Below are 18826 nucleotides of genomic sequence, written 5' to 3' on the forward strand. Positions count from 1 at the left end.
CGCGGCAACAGCCGCAGCGAGGCGTCCACGAACTCACCCGCCAACGCGTCCAGCACCACATCCACCCCGGCACCACCCGTGGCCGCCAGGAACGCACCCTCGAACTCCAGCGTCCGCGAGTTCGCGATGTGCGCGTCATCCAGACCCGAGGCCCGCAGCGTCTCCCACTTGCCCGGGCTCGCCGTACCGAACACCTCGGCACCCAGATGCCGCGCCAACTGCACCGCCGCCATCCCGACACCACCGGCGGCGGCATGCACCAGCACCCGCTCACCCGCCCGCAGACCACCCAGATCCACCAACGCGTAGTACGCCGTCAGGAACACCATCGGGACGGAGGCGGCCTGGACGTACGACCAGCCCTCGGGGATCCGGGTGAGCATGCGGTGGTCCGTCACGGCCACCGGTCCGAAGCAGCCGGTCAGCAGGCCCATCACCCGGTCGCCCGGGGCCAGGCCGGTCACGTCGGCACCGACCTCCAGGACGACGCCCGCACCCTCGCTGCCCATCCGGGCCGTGCTGTCGGGGTACATGCCCAGCGGGATCAGGACGTCACGGAAGTTGAGGCCGGCGGCGCGGACCGCGACCCGGACCTCGTGGGCGGCCAGCGGCGCCGTGGCGTCGTCGGCCGGCCGGAGCACCAGGTGCTCCAGGGTGCCGCGCTCGATCGCGTCCAGCCGCCAGGCCGGGGCGCCCGCGGGCACCGCCAGCGCGCCACCGGTGGCGCCGCGGGCGAGCCTCGGAGCGAGCACCGCACCTTCGCGCAGGGCGAGTTGGGGCTCGCCGGTGGCCAGGGCGGCACCCAGAGCCGCGAGCGACTCCGCCGCACCGTCCACGTCCACCAGCACCAGCCGGCCCGGGTTCTCGCTCTGCGCCGAACGCACCAGACCCCACACCGCCGCCACCGCCAGGTCCGGGCTCTCCCCCACACCCACGGCCACCGCACCACGCGTCACCACGACCAGCCGCGAAGCGGCGAACCGCTCCTCCGCCAGCCAGCCACGCACCAGCTCCAGCACCCGCGCCACCACCGACCGGGCCACCACCGCGACCCCGCCGTCAACGGCCTCGACCTCATCGCCGCCGTCCACGACCGCGACCACGACCTCGGGCACCACGGCACCCTGGTCCACCACCGCCGCCAGCGCGGCCACATCCGCCACCTGCCGCAGACCGCCCAGCACCGGCAGATCGGTCGCGCCGAGCACGGCCCAACCACTCGTCTCCGGCGCACCGGTGACGGCGACCGGGGTCCACTCCAGTCGGAACAGCGAATCCCGGAACGCGTCGTTCGCCTCGGCGATGGCGTCGGCCGAGACCGGACGCGCCACCAGCGACTCCACCGTGGCGACCGGCCGCCCGGCGGCGTCCGCCACCGTGATGGCCGTACCGTCCGCACCGGCCGGGGCCAGGTGCACCCGGACGCTCGACGCACCGGTCGCGTGGAGCGAGACGCCGGTCCACGAGAACGGCAGCCGCCCCTCGGTGTCGTCCGCGTGCCGCAGGAAGGCTCCGTGCAGCGCGGCGTCCAGCACCGCCGGGTGCAGACCGAAGGCCGACCCGTCCCCGGCCGGCTCGCCGGGCAGCGACACCTCAGCGAACACCTCCTCGCCGCGCACCCAAGCGGACCGCAGGCCCTGGAAGACCGCACCGTAGGCGAAGCCGCGCGTGGCGAACCGCTCGTAGAGGTCGCCCAGTTCGGCCCGCTCGGCACCCTGCGGCGGCCACTCCGTCAGCTCGACACCAGCGGTCGGCTCCTGCGCCGACAGCGCGCCGGTCGCGTTCCTGGTCCACGGCTGCTCGTCGGAGGCGTCCCCGGCACGCGAGTGCACGGCCAACTGCCGCCGCCCGGACTCATCCTGGGCCTCCACCGTGAGCTGGAGGACGACACCGCCCCGGGCGGGAAGCACCAGCGGCGCCTCCAACGTCAGCTCGTCCAGCCGGCCGCAGCCGAGCTGGTCACCGGCGTGCAGGGCGAGCTCGACGAACGCCGTGCCCGGCAGCAGGACCGTGCCCATGATGGCGTGGTCCGCCAGCCACGGGTGGGTCGCCAGCGAGAGACGACTGGTGAACAGGTAGCCGTCGGTGTCGGCCAGGGCGACGGCGGCACCGAGCAGCGGGTGCCCGGCCGAGACCAGCCCGGCCGAGGTGACGTCCGCCCGGGCGCCGGTCGGCGCCTGCGGCCAGTAGCGCTGCCGCTGGAAGGCGTAGGTCGGCAGTTCGACCCGGCGCGCAGCCGCACCGGCGAACACACCGTGCCAGTCCACGGCGACCCCGTGGACGTGAACGGTCGCGAGGGCCGTCAGCGCGGTCTGCGCCTCCGGGCGCTCGGCACGCAGAGCCGGGGTGAACACGCCCTGCTCGACGCACTCCTGGCCCATGGCCGAGAGCACACCGTCGGGGCCCAGCTCGACGAAGACGCTGACGCCCTCGGCCTCCAGGGCGCGCATGCCGTCGGCGAAGCGGACGGCCTGGCGGACGTGGCGCACCCAGTACTCGGGCGAGCACAGCTCCTCGGCGGTGGCCAGGGCACCGGTCACGTTGGAGACCACGGCGATCTGCGGCGCCGAATAGGTCAGACCCTCCGCCACCCGGCGGAAGTCCGCCACCATGCCGTCCATCAGCGGCGAGTGGAACGCGTGCGAGACGCTCAGCCGCTTGGTCTTCTCGAACTTCCCGGCGATCGCCAGCACTTCGGCCTCGTCCCCGGAAATCACCACCGAGGACGGCCCGTTGATCGCCGCGATGCTCACCTGGGCGGTCAGCAGCGACAGGATCTCGGCCTCGGTGGCCTTGACCGCGACCATCGCGCCACCCTCCGGCAGCGCCTGCATCAGCCGCCCACGAGCGGACACCAGCGCCACCGCGTCGTCCAGCGACAGCACACCCGCGACATGCGCGGCCGCGATCTCACCGATCGAGTGGCCAACCAGGAAGTCCGGACGCACCCCCCAGCTCTCGAAGAGCCGGAACAGCGCGGTCTCCACCGCGAACAGCGCCAGCTGGGTGAACTCCGTACGGGCCAGAACGTTCGCATCCTCACCGAACACCGCTTCCATCAGCGGGAGTTCGACCCGCGCGCAGACGGCATCGAAGGCCTCGGCGAACACCGGGAAGGCCTCGTACAGCTCACGCCCCATGCCAGGACGCTGGCTCCCCTGCCCCGTGAACAGGAACGCCGTCCGCCCGGCACCCGCGACACCCTGCACCAGCCCGGCGGCGGTACCGCCCTCGGCCAGCGCCGCCAGACCACCCCGGAACGAGGCGAGGTCCTCCGCGACCACCGCGGCCCGGTGGGCCATGCCGGCCCGCGTCGTACCGAGCGCGTGGGCGAGGTCGCCGAGGTCCGACTCCTGGTCCAGGTGGGCGTCGGCGTGCTCCAGCAGCCGGGACGCCTGGTCGCGCAGTGCCCGCTCCGTGGCACCGGACAGCAGCAGCGGTCGCACGGCCGGTCCGGCCGGCCGCTCCGCCTCGGTCCCGGCCGGCTCGACCGTCGGGGCCTGCTCGATGACCGTGTGGGCGTTGGTCCCGCTGATGCCGAAGGAGGACACGGCCGCGCGGCGCGGGCGTCCGGTCTCCGGCCAGGGCCGGGCCTCGGTCAGCAGCCGGACCTCACCGGAGGCCCAGTCGATGTGCGGCGAAGGCTCGTCCACGTGCAGGGTCTGCGGCAGCACACCCTCCCGCATCGCCATGACCATCTTGATGAGGCCTGCCACACCGGCGGCGGCCTGGGTGTGCCCCAGGTTGGACTTCACCGAGCCCAGCCACAGCGGCTCCCCGGTGCGCTCCTGCCCGTAGGTGGCCAGCAGCGCCTGCGCCTCGATCGGGTCGCCCAGCACCGTGCCGGTGCCGTGCGCCTCGACGGCGTCGACCTCGGCGGCCGACAGTCGGGCATCGGCCAGCGCCGCGCGGATGACGCGCTGCTGCGACGGCCCGTTCGGAGCGGTGAGCCCGTTGCTGGCACCGTCCTGGTTGACGGCACTGCCGCGCACGACGGCCAGCACCTGGTGGCCGTTGCGCTGCGCGTCGGACAGCCGCTCCAGCACCAGCATGCCGACGCCCTCGCCCCAGCCCGTGCCGTCGGCCGAGGCCGCGAAGGCCTTGCACAGGCCGTCGGCGGCCAGGCCGCGCTGGCGGCTGAACTCGATGAAGGCGGTCGGGGTGGCCATCACGGTGGCGCCACCGGCCAGGGCGAGCGAGCACTCGCCGCTGCGCAGCGACTGCGCGGCCAGGTGGAGCGCGACCAACGAGGCCGAGCAGGCCGTGTCCACCGTCACCGCCGGGCCCTCAAGACCGAAGGTGTAGGCGATGCGGCCCGACACGACACTGCCGGCGTTGCCGGTGCCGATGTACCCCTCGACGCTCTGCGGGTCCTGGAGCAGCAGCGCCGCGTAGTCCTGGCCGTTGGAGCCGATGAAGACGCCGGTCCGGCTGCCGCGCACCGAGGCCGGGTCGAGGCCGGCCCGCTCGAAGGCCTCCCAGGAGGTCTCCAGCAGGACGCGCTGCTGCGGGTCCATCGCCAGCGCCTCGCGCGGGCTGATGCCGAAGAAGTCGGCGTCGAACTCGGTGGCGCCGGAGAGGAATCCGGCCCGCAGGGCGTAGTGGGTGCCGGGCTGCTCGGGATCCGGGTCGTAGAGCGCGTCGAGGTCCCAGCCGCGGTCGGTCGGGAAGGCGGTCATGCCGTCCCGGCCGTCCGTCACCAACTGCCAGAGGTCCTCCGGGGATTCGACCCCGCCGGGGAAGCGGCAGGCCATGGCGACGATCGCGATGGGCTCGTCCGCGGCGCCGGTACGGACCGCCGGCAGCGGCGCCGCGGCGCCGCTGCCGAGCAGTTCGTCGCCAAGGTGACGGGCGAGGGCCTGCGGGGTCGGGTGATCGAAGACCAGGGTCGCGGGCAGCTTCAGGCCGGTCGCCGCGGCGAGCCGGTTGCGCAGTTCCACCGAGGTGAGCGAGCCGAAGCCGAGGTCGCGGAAGGCGCGGTCCGCACCGACCGCGCCCGAGCCGTCGTGGCCGAGAACGGTGGCCGCCTCGGCGCGGACCAGGTCGATCAGCACCCGGGCCCGCTCCGCCTCGCCGAGGCCCGCCAGGCGGGCGGCGAAGGAGGAGTCGTCCGCCGGGGCGGTCGCCGAGGACAACGCCCGGCGCACCTCGGGCAGGCCGGACAGCAGGGCGCCGGTCGGGGCGGCCGCGACGTAGCGCTCCCAGTCGACGTCGAGCACGACCCGGACGGCGGCCGGCCGGGCGACGGCCCGGGCCAGCGCCTCGACGGCGCGCTCGGGGGCCAGCGGCGCGATACCGGCGGTGCGCAGGCGCTGCTCGACGGCACCGCCGTCGGCGGCCATGCCGGAGCCCGCCCAGGGGCCCCAGGCGATGGAGGTGGCGGGCAGGCCGGCGGCCCGGCGCTGCTCGGCGAGCGCGTCCAGGTAGGCGTTGGCCGCCGCGTAGTTGCCCTGACCGGCGGACCCGAGGGCGCCGGCGACGGAGGAGAAGAGGACGAAGGCGTCCAGGTCCAGCCCGGCCGTCAACTCGTGCAGAAGACGCGCCGATTCGGCCTTGGCCCGCAACACCGCCGCGAACCGCTCCGGCGTCAGCGACTCCACCACACCGTCATCCAGCACGCCCGCCGTGTGCACCACGGCCGACACCGGGAACTCCGCCAGCAGCTCCGACACCGCCGCACGGTCGCTCACGTCACAGGCCACCACACTCACCCGCGCACCCAAGCCGACCAGCTCGTCCCGCAGTTCGACCGCGCCCGGCGCCTCCAGACCGCGCCGGCTCGTCAGCACCACATGACCGGCACCGTTCACCGCCAGCCAACGAGCCACCTGCCCACCCAGCGCACCGGTACCACCGGTGACCAGCACGGCACCCGACGGACGCCACACCTCACCCACCACACCCGCAGCCGACACCCGCACCAGACGACGCACGAACACACCACTCGCCCGCACCGCGACCTGGTCCTCGCCACCGACACCCACCAGCACCGACACCAGACGCTCACCGGCACGCCGATCCACCACCTCGGGCAGATCCACCAGACCACCCCAACGACCCGGCAGCTCCAGCCCCGCACTCCGACCCAGCCCCCAGACCATCGCCTGGGCGGCCGAACGCAGCCGGTCACCCGTCCCGTCGACCGTGACCGCCCCGGAGGTCGCCGCCCACAGCGGCGCTTCGAGGCCGGTGTCGCCCAGGGCCTGGAGCAGGCCGAGGGTGCCGCCGAGGCCACGGGTCGCCCCGACAACGGCCTCGTCCTCGTCGGCGAGCGCCAGCAGCGAGAGCACACCGTCGAGACCGCCGTCGGCCTCGGCGCGCAGCAACTCCGCCAGCGCCTGCCGGTCGGTGTCCTCACCGGACAGCGTGACGTGCCGTACGTCGAGACCGTGCTCCGTCAGCGCCGCGACCGAGTCCGCGACCAGGCTCCCGTTCACGCAGTCGGCCGGGGAGACGACGAGCCAGCGGCCGGACACCGCACCGGCGGACCGGTCGGCGGCGCGCTCCCAGCCGATGCCGTAGCTCAGCCGGTCGTCGACCAGGGGCTCGGGCAGCCGGGGCCAGTACAGCTCGCGCTGGAAGGCGTAGGTCGGGAGCGCGGCCGCCACCGACGGCGCCGGTGCGAACAGCGCCGTCCAGTCGGGGGTCCGGCCGGCGACGTACAGCTCGGTGAGCGCGGCGAGGGCGGTCGCAGGCTCCGGGCGCTCGGCGCGCAGAGCCGGGGTGAACACGCCCTGCTCGACGCACTCCTGGCCCATGGCCGACAGCACGCCGTCGGGGCCCAGCTCGACGAAGACGCTGACGCCCTGGGCTTCGAGGGCGCGCATGCCGTCGGCGAAGCGGACGGCCTCGCGGACGTGGCGCACCCAGTACTCGGGCGAGCACAGCTCCTCGGCGGTGGCCAGGGCACCGGTGACGTTGGAGACCACGGCGATCTGCGGCGTCGCGTAGGTCAGACCCTCCGCCACCCGGCGGAAGTCCGCCACCATGCCGTCCATCAGCGGCGAGTGGAAGGCGTGCGAGACATTGAGACGCTTGGTCTTATCGAACTGCCCGGCGATCGCCAGCACTTCGGCCTCGTCGCCGGAAATCACCACCGAGGTCGGCCCGTTGATGGCGGCGATGCTGACGTTGTCCGTGAGCAGCGGCAGGATCTCGGCCTCGGCGGCCTTGACCGCGACCATCGCGCCGCCCTCCGGCAGCGCCTGCATCAGCCGGCCACGAGCGGCGACCAGCGTGACCGCGTCGTCCAGCGACAGGACACCGGCCACGTGGGCGGCCGCGATCTCACCGATCGAGTGGCCAACCAGGAAGTCCGGACGGACCCCCCAGCTCTCGAAGAGCCGGAACAGCGCGGTCTCCACTGCGAACAGCGCCAGCTGGGTGAACTCCGTACGGGCCAGAACGTCCGCGTCCTCCCCGAACACGGCTTCCCGCAGGGGCAGTTCGACCCGCGCGCAGACGGCGTCGAAGGCGTCCGCGAACACCGGGTACGCCTCGTACAGCTCCCCGCCCATCCCCGGCCGCTGGCTCCCCTGCCCCGTGAACAGGAACGCCAGCTTCCCGCCCGAGGCGTCACCCGTCACCAGCCCGGCGGCCGCACCGCCCTCGGCCAGCGCCCGCAGGGCGGATCCGAGCGCGTCGCGGCTGTCCGCCACCACGGCGGCGCGGTGCTCGAAGGCGCTCCGCCCGGTGGACAGCGCCCGCGCGGTGTCGGTCAGGCTCAGCCCGGGGTCGGCGTCCAGGTGGTCGAGCAGTCGGCGGGCCTGGGCGCGCAGCGCGGCGCCGGTCCGGGCCGACAGCACGACGGGCACCGCCCGGCCGTCCTCGCCGGAGTCCTCGTGCACCGCCTGTCCGGCGCCCGGCAGGCTGGCCGGGGCCTGTTCGACGATCACGTGCGCGTTGGTCCCGCTGACGCCGAAGGCTGACACGCCGAACCGTCGGGGCCGGCCGGGCTCCGGCCAGGGCCGCGCCTCGGTCAGCAGCTCGACGGCGCCGGAGGTCCAGTCGACCTCGGGGGTCGGTTCGTCCACGTGCAGGGTGCGCGGCAGCACGCCCTCCCGCATCGCCATGACCATCTTGATGACGCCCGCGACACCGGCGGCGGCCTGGGTGTGCCCCAGGTTGGACTTCACCGAACCGAGCCACAGCGGCTCCCCGGTGCGCTCCTGCCCGTAGGTGGCCAGCAGCGCCTGCGCCTCGATCGGGTCGCCCAGCACCGTGCCGGTGCCGTGCGCCTCGACGGCGTCGACCTCGGCGGCCGACAGCCCGGCGCCGGCCAGCGCCGCGCGGATCACCCGCTGCTGCGACGGCCCGTTGGGGGCGGTCAGGCCGTTGCTGGCACCGTCCTGGTTGACGGCGCTGCCGCGCACCACCGCGAGCACCCGGTGCCCGTTGCGCTCGGCGTCGGAGAGGCGTTCCAGCACCAGCATGCCGACGCCCTCGCCCCAGCCCGTCCCGTCGGCCGAGGCGGCGAAGGCCTTGCAGCGGCCGTCCTCGGCGAGGCCGCGCTGGCGGCTGAACTCGATGAAGGCGGCCGGCGTCGACATGACGGCCACACCGCCGGCCAGGGCGAGCGAGCACTCGCCGTTGCGCAGCGCCTGCGCGGCCAGGTGGAGCGCGACCAGCGAGGAGGAGCACGCGGTGTCCACCGTCACCGCCGGGCCCTCAAGGCCGAAGGAGTAGGAGAGGCGGCCGGACAGCACGCTTCCGGCGTTGCCGGTCATCAGGTAGCCCTCCAGGTCCTCGTCGGACTGTTGGAGGAGGGTCACGTAGTCGTTGCTGTTGGTACCGACGAAGACGCCGGTCCGGCTGCCGCGCAGGGACCGCGGGTCGAGGCCGGCCCGCTCGAACGCCTCCCAGGAGGTCTCCAGCAGCAGCCGCTGCTGCGGGTCCATCGCCAGTGCCTCACGCGGCGGGATACCGAAGAACGCGGCATCGAACTCGCCCGCCTCGTGCAGGAATCCGCCCTCGCGGGCGTAGAAGGTGCCCTTGCGGTCCGGGTCCGGGTGGTAGAGCGCGTCGAGGTCCCAGCCACGGCCGGTGGGCAGGCCGGTGACGACGTCACCCTCGGCGGCGATCAGCCGCCACAGGGCCTCGGGGCTGTCCACGCCGCCGGGGAAGCGGCAGGACATGGCCACGATCGCGACGGGGTCCTCGTCCGCCGCCGTCGCGGGGAGCTGCCCGGCCGTGCCGGAATCGGCGGTGTCGGGGAGGAGTTCGTCGGTGAGCCGGTCGGCGAGCGCCGCCGGGGTCGGGTGGTCGTAGACCAGGCTGGCGGGCAGCTTGAGGCCGGTGGCGGTGCTCAGGCGGTTGCGCAGTTCGACGGCGGTCAGCGAGTCGAAGCCCAGTTCCTTGAAGGCTCTGGTCTCGCCGACGGCGTCGGCGCCCGCGTGGCCGAGCACGGCCGCGACGTGTTCCCGGACCAGTTCCAGGGTCGCCGTCCGGGCCTCGGGCCGGGAGAGCCCGCGCATCCGGTGCAGGACCGATGCGTCCTCGCCCCCGGCGGCGGTCGCGGTGCCCCGGGCCGGGGTGGCCGGGGCGGCCTCCGGAAGGTCCGCGAGCAGCGGGCTGGGCCGGGTCGCGGTGAAGCCGGGGACGAAGCGCTCCCAGTCGACGTCGACCACCGAGACCGCGCCGTGGTCCTGCGCCAGGCAGCGCTCCAGCGCGGCGAGCGCCTGCGCCGGCGGCATCGCCGGGACTCCGGTGCGGGCCAGCCGGGCCCGCACCGCCGCGTCGTCGGTGGCCATGCCGCCGCCGTCCCAGGCGCCCCAGGCGATGGAGGTGGCGGGCAGGCCGGCGGCCCGGCGCTGCTCGGCGAGCGCGTCCAGGTAGGCGTTGGCCGCCGCGTAGTTGCCCTGACCGGGGGCGCCGAAGGTCCCGGCGGTGGAGGAGAACAGGACGAAGGCGTCCAGGTCCAGCCCGGCCGTCAACTCGTGCAGAAGACGCGCCGATTCGGCCTTGGCCCGCAACACCGCCGCGAACCGCTCCGGCGTCAGCGACTCCACCACACCGTCATCCAGCACGCCCGCCGTGTGCACCACGGCCGACACCGGGAACTCCGCCAGCAGCTCCGACACCGCCGCACGGTCGCTCACGTCACAGGCCACCACACTCACCCGCGCACCCAAGCCGACCAGCTCGTCCCGCAGTTCGACCGCGCCCGGCGCCTCCAGACCGCGCCGGCTCGTCAGCACCACATGACCGGCACCGTTCACCGCCAGCCAACGAGCCACCTGCCCACCCAGCGCACCGGTACCACCGGTGACCAGCACGACGCCCGACGGACGCCACACCTCACCCACCACACCCGCAGCCGACACCCGCACCAGACGACGCACGAACACACCACTCGCCCGCACCGCGACCTGGTCCTCGCCACCGACACCCACCAGCACCGACACCAGACGCTCACCGGCACGCCGATCCACCACCTCGGGCAGATCCACCAGACCACCCCAACGACCCGGCAGCTCCAGCCCCGCACTGCGCCCCAGACCCCAGACCATCGCCTGGGCCGGGTCGGCCGGCCGGTCGCCGTGCCCGGCGCAGACGGCACCCCGGGTAATCGTCCAGAGCCGGGTGGCGGTCAGCTCGGCGTCTGCCATCGCCTGCAGCAGCGTCGCGGTCGCGGCGGTCCCCAGCGGCACCACCGTCTGCTCGGGGTGGGTGCCCTCGGCGAGGGCGAGCAGCGACAGGACCAGCTCCGCCGCCGGAGCGTCCGCCGAGGCGGCGCGCAGCAGTTCGGCCAGGTCGGCGCGGCTCGCGGCCGGGTCGGCCACCAGGGTGCGGACGTCCGTGCCGTGGTCGGCGAGCGCCCGGAGCACCCCGGTGACGACCGGGTCCTGCTCGCGCCCGGCCGGAACGACGGCCAGGCAGCCGGCCAGCGGGGCGGCCGGGGCGAGCTGGCCGAGCGGGCGCCAGGTGGCGCGGTAGAACCAGCCGTCGAGCAGGGACTGCTTCCGGCGCTCCGCGCGCCAGTTCGACAGCGCGGGCAGGACGGAGTCCAGAGAAGCGCCGGCGTCGACGGCGAGCGTCCGCGCGACGGCTGCCACGTCCCCGGCCTCGACGCTCTGCCAGAAGTCGGTGTCCGCCGGGTCCGCCGCCGGCGCGGCGGGGGCGACGGTGCGGCGGCGCGGCCAGAAGCGCTGCCGGTCGAACGGGTAGGTCGGCAGCTCGATGGTCCGGCCGCCGGTCAGCGCCGTCCAGTCGAGGCTGTGACCGGCGACGAACGCGGTGGCCGGCGCGGCCAGGGCGGTCGCGGTCTCCGGGCGCTCGGCGCGCAGAGCGGGCGCGAACACGCCCTGCTCGACGCACTCCTGGCCCATGGCCGACAGCACGCCGTCGGGGCCCAGCTCGACGAAGGTGGTGACGCCCTCGGCTTCGAGGGCCCGCATGCCGTCGAGGAAGCGGACGGCCTCGCGGACGTGGCGCACCCAGTACTCGGGCGAGCACAGCTCCTCGGCCGTCGCGACGGAGCCGGTGACGTTGGAGACCACCGGAATCGTCGGTTCGGCGTAGCTCAGGCCCTCGGCAACGGCCCGGAACTCCGCCAGCATGCCGTCCATCAGCGGGGAGTGGAACGCGTGGCTGACGTTCAGCCGCTTGGTCTTCTCGAACTGCCCGGCGATCGCCAGCACTTCGGACTCGTCCCCGGAAATCACCACCGAGGACGGCCCGTTGATCGCCGCGATGCTCACCTGGGCGGTCAGCAGCGGCAACACCTCGGCCTCGGCGGCCTTGACCGCCACCATCGCGCCGCCCTCCGGCAGCGCCTGCATCAGCCGGCCACGCGCCGCAACCAGGGTGACGGCGTCGTCCAGCGACAGCACACCCGCGACGTGCGCGGCCACCAGCTCGCCGATCGAGTGACCGGCCAGGACGTCCGGCCGCACGCCCCAGCTCTCGAACAGACGGAACAGCGCGGTCTCCACCGCGAACAGCGCCAGCTGGGTGAACTCCGTACGGGCGAGAACGTCCGCGTCCTCCCCGAACACCGCCTCCTTCAGCGGCAGTTCCGCCTGCGCGCACACCGCGTCGAAGGCCTCCGCGAACACCGGGAACGCCTCGTACAGCTCCCGGCCCATCCCCGGACGCTGGCTCCCCTGCCCCGTGAACAGGAACGCCAGCTTCCCGCCGCGCACCGTGCCCTGGACGAGGTTCGGCGCGGACCCCCCGCGGGCCAGCGCCTCCAGCCCCGCGTCCAGAGCGGCCCGGTCGTCCGCCAGCACCACCGCGCGCTGCTCGAAGGCCGTCCGACCGGCCAAAGAGCGTGCCACGTCCGGGAGTTCGACCTCCGGGCCGCGGGCGAGGAAGGTCCGGAGCCGGCCCGCCTGCTCGCGCAGGCCGCGGGCGTCCTTCGCGGTGAGCACGAACGGCCGCGCCCCGCCGTCCGTCCGGGGCTCCTGCCCGGTCTCCTCGGTGTCCGCGGCGTCCTCGGCCGGGGCCTGCTCGATGATGACGTGCGCATTGGTCCCGCTGATGCCGAAGGACGACACCGCCGCCCGGCGCGGGCGACCGGTCTGCGGCCACGGCCGGCTCTCGGTCAGCAGCTCGACGGCGCCGGAGGCCCAGTCGACGTGCGGCGACGGCTCGTCCACGTGCAGGGTCTTCGGCAGGACGCCGGCCCGGATCGCGTGGACCATCTTGATGATGCTCGCGGCGCCAGCGGCGGCCTGGGTGTGGCCGATGTTGGACTTCACCGAGCCGAGCCAGAGCGGCTCGCCGCCCTCGCCGCGTTCCTGGCCGTAGGTGGCGAGCAGCGCCTGGGCCTCGATCGGGTCGCCCAGCGCCGTGCCGGTGCCGTGGGCGTCGACCGCGTCGATCTGGTGGGCCGCGAGGTTGGCGGCGGCCAGGGCCTGACGGATCACCCGTCGCTGGGACGGGCCGTTCGGAGCGGTCAGGCCGTTGCTGGCGCCGTCCTGGTTGACGGCGGAGCCGCGGACGACCGCGAGCACCGGGTGTCCGTTGCGGCGGGCGTCCGACAGCTTCTCCAGCAGCAGCACGCCGACTCCCTCGCCGGCGCCGAAGCCGTCGGCGGCGGCCGCGAAGGCCTTGCAGCGGCCGTCCGCCGCCAGCCCGCGCTGGCGGCTGAACTCGACCAGCATCTGCGCGGTGGACATCACCGCGACGCCGCCGGCCAGGGCCATGGTGCACTCGCCGCTGCGCAGCGCCTGGGCGGCGAGGTGCAGGGCGACCAGCGAGGAGGAGCAGGCGGTGTCCACGGTGACCGCCGGGCCCTCGAGACCGAAGGCGTACGAGAGCCGGCCGGAGGCGACGCTCGCGGTGTTGCCGGTGCCGACGTAGCCCTCGACGTCCTCGCCGGACTCCTGCAGCACGGTGGCGTAGTCGTGGAAGGTCATGCCGACGAAGACGCCGGTCCGGCTGCCGCGCAGCGACCGCGGGTCGATGCCGGCCCGCTCGAAGGCCTCCCAGGAGGTCTCCAGCAGCAGGCGCTGCTGCGGGTCCATGGCGAGCGCCTCGCGCGGGTTGATCCCGAAGAACGCCGGGTCGAACTCGCCCGCGCCGTCGAGGAATCCGCCGTCCACCACGTAGCTGGTGCCGGGGTGGTCCGGGTCGGGGTGGTGGAGGGCGTCGAGGTCCCAGCCGCGGTCGGCGGGGATCCGGGCGACGGCGTCCCGCCCGTCGCGGACCAGCTCCCACAGGTCCTCGGGGGCGCGGACGTCGCCGGGGTAGCGGCAGCCCAGGGCGACGATCGCGATCGGCTCGTCGGCCGCGGACTCCAGCTCGTGCAGGCGGCGGCGCGTCGACTGGAGGTCGGCGGTCGCCTTCCTGAGGTAGCCGAGCAGCTTGTCCTGAGCGTCCATCGTGGGCGTACCCTCCGGGTTGTGCGGTCCTGCGGCGCGGTTCACGGCGTCTTCGGTCGTCACGACATCCCCAGCTCGTTGTCGAGGAGGGCGAAGAGCTCGTCGGCCGTGGCGGTGGCCGTGTCCAGCACGTTCGTTTCGGCGTCCGCGTCGGTCTCGGCGAAGCGGGCGGTCCAGCGGGAGAGCATCCGCTGGAGTCGGGCGGTCACCGCGTCGGCGGTCTCCCGGTCGGCGGCGAGGTCGCCGAGTTCGGCGTCCAGGCGTTCGAGGTCGGCGAGCGCCGCGGTCTCCCGGTCCGGCTGGGCGCCGAGGAGTTCGGTCAGCAGGTGGTCGGCCAGCACGGCCGGCGTCGGGTGGTCGAAGACCAGGGTGGCGGGGAGCTTGACGCCGATCGCGGCGGTCAGACGGTTGCGCATCTCGACGGCGGTGAGGGAGTCGAAGCCGAGGTCCCGGAAGGCCCGGGTCGGGTCGACGTCCTCGGCGGAGGCGTGCCCCAGGACGCCGGCGGTGCGGGTGCGGACCAGGTCGAGCAGCGCCCCGGACCGGTCGGCGGCGGGCAGCGTCGCCAGCCGCGCGGCGAAGGAGGCCGGGTCGGCACCGTCGGTGTGCGCCGACTCGGCCGGACGCCGGTCGAGCATCCGGGCGACCTCGGGCACCTCGCTGATCAGCGGCCGGACGTGGCCGGCTCCGAACGCCGGGACGAAGCGGTCCCAGGCGATGTCGGCGACGGCGAGGAACACCTCCCGGGCGTCCAGCGCCTGCTGGAGCACGGTGACGGCCAGTTCGGGCACCAGCTCGCCGCTGCCGCGCCGGCGCAGCGAGGACTCGACCGCGCCCTCGGCCATGCCGCCGCCGGCCCAGTGGCCCCAGGCCAGCGAGGTGGCGGGCAGCCCGTCGGCGCGGCGCTGCTCGGCGAGCGCGTCCAGGAAGGCGTTGCCGGGGGCGTAGTTGCCCTGGCCGGCGAGGCCCAAGGTGCCGGCGAACGAGGAGAACAGGACGAAGGCCGAGAGGTCCAGCCCGCGGGTCAGCTCGTCCAGGTTGCGGGCGGCGGTGACCTTGACGGCGAGCGCGCGGGCGACCTGGTCGACGGTGAGCGCGTCGAGCAGGTTGTCGTCGACGATCGCGGCCGTGTGGACCACCGCCGTGAGCGGGGCGTGCGCCGGGATCCCGGCGAGCAGCCGGGCCAGGTCGTCGCGGTCCGCGACGTCGCAGGCCACCGCCTCGGCGCGGGTGCCGAGGGCGGCAAGCTCCTCGACCAGCTCGGCCGCGCCCGGGGCGTCGGCGCCCCGGCGGCTGACCAGCAGCAGGTCCCGGGCGCCGTTGGCGGCCAGCCAGCGGGCGACGTGCCCGCCGAGCGCGCCGGTGCCGCCGGTGACCAGCACGGTGCCCTCGGGGCGCCAGGCCTCGGTGACCGCCGACGGGTCGAACGGCGCGGGCAGCAGCCGGCGGCCGAAGACGCCCTCCGGACGGACCGCCAGCTGGTCCTCGGTGCCGGCGCCGGTGAGCGCCCCTGCCAGCCGGGCCGCCAGGGCGGCGTCGCCCTCGGGGTCGGCCGGGACGTCGACCAGACCGCCCCAGCGCTGCGGGTGCTCCTGGGCCACCACCCGGCCGAAGCCCCAGACCAGGGCCTGCGCGGGGTTCGCCAGCCGCTCCTGCGGGCCGGTGGCGACGGCGCCCGCGGTGAGCAGCCGCAGCGGCGCGTCCACGTCCGCGTCACCGAGCGCCTGGACCAGGGCGAGGTTGCCCGCCAGGCCTGCCGGGACCACCGGGTGGCCCGGCAGCGGCCGCTCGTCCAGGGCGAGCAGCGACAGTACACCGGAGACCTCCGGCGCACCGGCGAGCGCCGCGCGCAGCCGCTCCGCGACGGCCGCCCGGTCCGCACCGGCCGGCAGGGCGCAGCGGAGCAGGGCGGCGTCCGATCCGGCCAGCGCGGCGAGCACCGACTCGGCCCGCGGACCGGCCGGCTCGGGGACGGCCACCAGCCAGGTGCCGGACAGGCGCCCGTCGGGAACGCCGTCCAGCTGCCGCCAGGCGGCCCGGTAGCGCCAGGAGTCGACCACCGAGCGCTCCTGCTCGGCGCGGTGCCAGGAGGTCAGCAGCGGCAGCAGCGTCCGGAGGGACTCCTCGGCCTCGTCCCCGGTGATCCCCAGGGCGCCGGCCAGCCCGGCGGCGTCCGCGTCGTCGACGGCGGTCCAGAAGCGCTGTTCGCCGGGGGTGCCCGCGCGGAACGGCTCGTCCTCCTGGTCCGGGACGAGCCAGTAGCGGTCGCGCTGGAAGGGGTAGGTGGGCAGGTCGACGCGGCGGGCGCCCTGGAACCGGGCGGTCCAGTCGACGGTGGCGCCGTTGCTCCAGGCCTCGGCGAGGGCGGTCAGGAACCGCTCCCGGCCGCCCTGGTCACGGCGAAGGGTGCCCTGGACGGTCGCCTCGGCGCCGGCTGCGTCGATGGACTCCTGAATGCCGACGGTCAGCACCGGGTGGGCGCTCACCTCGACGAACTGCGAGTGGCCCGAGGCCAGCAGGGCCTCGACGGTCGCCGCGAACTCCACCGTCTGGCGGAGGTTGCGGTACCAGTACGCGCCGTCCAGCGAAGCACTGTCGATCAGTTCACCGGTGACCGTCGAGTGGAACGGCACCTCGGGCACACGGGGCGTGACCGGGGCCAGCAGCTCGGCCAGCCGGGCCCCGATGCGCTCGACGTGCGCCGAGTGCGACGCGTAGTCCACCGCGATCCGACGAGCCCGGATCTCCTGCCCGGCACAGTGCTCCATCAGCTCGTCCAGGGCACCGGCGTCACCGGAAGCCACCACCGAGCTGGGGCCGTTGACCGCCGCGACGGACAAGCCCTCACGGCCCGACAGGAGTTCACGCACCTGCTCGGCGGGCAGCGGGACGGACACCATGCCGCCCAGCCCGGACAGTTCGATGATCGCCTGGCTGCGCAGCGCCACCACCAGCGCCGCATCCTCCAGCGACAGCGCACCGGAGACGGCCGCGGCGGCGATCTCGCCCTGCGAGTGACCCACCACCGCCGACGGCTCCACACCGTACGAACGCCACAGCTCGGCGAGCGAGACCATCACGGCGAACAGCACCGGCTGGACCACGTCCACCCGCTCCATCCACCCGCCGTCCTCACCCGCGACGACCTCCAGCAGCTCCCAATCCACGTACAGGGACAGCGCCTTGGCGCACTCCTCCATCCGCGAACGGAACACCGGCTCATCCGCCAGCAGCCCCTGCGCCATGCCCAGCCACTGCGAACCCTGACCCGGGAACACGAACACCGGCCCACCGGCCGTCCGAGCCGTGCCCTGGACCAGCTGAGCCACCTGCTCACCATCGGCGAGCGCGGCGAGACCGGCGAACAGGTCCGCCTTCCCCGCGCCGACGACCACCGCGCGGTGCTCAAACACCGAACGGGCCGTCGCCAGGGTGTAGCCGACATCCGCCGGCCGCTCGCCCCCGGCCACCGCCAGCAGCAGTCGGGCCTGCTCCCGCAGCGCCGCCCCGCTGCGGGCCGAGAGCGGCCACGGCACCACGCCGCCGGCCACCGGGACCTCGTCGGCCTCCGCGGGTTCCGCCGCGGGCTCCTCCTCCAGCACCACGTGGGCGTTGGTGCCGCTGACCCCGAAGGACGAGACGGCGGCCCGGCGGGGCCGTCCGCCCGCCGGCCAGTCCCGCGCCTCCGTCAGCAGCTCGACCGCGCCGGAGGCCCAGTCCACGTGCGGCGACGGCTGGTCGACGTGCAGGGTGCGCGGCAGCACACCGTGCCGCATCGCCATCACCATCTTGATGACGCCCGCCACACCGGCGGCGGCCTGGGTGTGGCCGATGTTGGACTTCACCGAGCCCAGCCAGAGCGGGTCCCCGGTGCGCTCCTGGCCGTACGTGGCCAGCAGCGCCTGGGCCTCGATCGGGTCGCCGAGCACCGTTCCGGTGCCGTGCGCCTCGACCACGTCCACCTGGTCCGCCGTCAGGCGGGCGGCGGCCAGCGCGGCGCGGATGACGCGCTGCTGGGCGGGGCCGTTGGGGGCGGTGAGGCCGTTGCTGGCACCGTCCTGGTTGATCGCCGAGCCGCGCACCACCGCCAGTACCTGGTGCCCGTTGCGGCGGGCGTCCGACAGCTTCTCCAGCAGCAGCACGCCCGCGCCCTCGCCCCAGCCGGTGCCGTCGGCGGCGGCGGCGAACGGCTTGCAGCGGCCGTTCTCGGCCAGCGCCCGCTGGCGGCTGAACTCGACGAAGGGCAGCGGGGTGGCCATCACGGTGACGCCGCCCGCGAGCGCCATGGTGCACTCGCCGGCCCGCAGGGCGCGCACGGCGAGGTGCAGGGCGACCAGGGAGGCGGAGCAGGCGGTGTCGACGGAGACGGCCGGGCCCTCGAGACCGAGGGTGTAGGAGATGCGGCCGGAGACGACGCTGGCGGCGTTGCCGGTGGCGAGGTAGCCCTCGACGTCCTCGGGCAGCTTGCGCGCGCCCTTGGCGTACTCCTGACCGTTGGTGCCGACGTAGACGCCGACCCGGGTGCCGCGCACCGAGGACGGGGGGATGCCCGCGCGTTCGAAGGCCTCCCAGGAGGTCTCCAGCAGCAGCCGCTGCTGCGGGTCCATCGCGAGGGCCTCGCGCGGCGAGATCCCGAAGAAGCCCGCGTCGAACCCGCCCGCGGCGTCCAGGAACGCGCCCTCGCGGACGTGGCTGGTGCCGGGGTGGTCCGGGTCCGGGTGGTAGAGCGCGTCGAGGTCCCAGCCGCGGTCGGCCGGGAAGCCGGCGATGGCGTCCCGTTCGTCCGCGACCAGGTCCCACAGCTGCTCGGGGGTGTCGATCCCGCCCGCGTAGCGGCAGCTCATGGCGACGATCGCGATGGGCTCGGACTCCCGCTCGTCCGCCTCGCGCAGGCGCTCGTGGGCCTCGCTCAGCTCGACCGTGACCCGCTTGAGGTACTCGCGGAGCTTGTCTTCATTCGCCATCGGGAAGTCCACCTGCCGGAGTCGTCTGGAGTGCGC

Annotated in this window: 2 protein-coding genes; both read right to left on the bottom strand. The window is 74.8% G+C overall.

The genetic code is table 11. The features are described from left to right. The coding region (locus tag ACZ5OX_RS27040; protein ID WP_465633686.1) for a type I polyketide synthase at nt 1-13826 on the bottom strand (13826 nt) is incomplete at its 3' end. Nucleotides 13827-13885: 59 nt separating this feature from the next. Next, nucleotides 13886-18790, bottom strand: a complete 4905-nt coding sequence (locus ACZ5OX_RS27045; protein ID WP_465633688.1) for a type I polyketide synthase — start codon at nt 18788-18790, stop codon at nt 13886-13888. Nucleotides 18791-18826: the final 36 nt, after the last annotated feature.

It is taken from the genome of Kitasatospora sp. NPDC032121, from assembly GCF_055580145.1.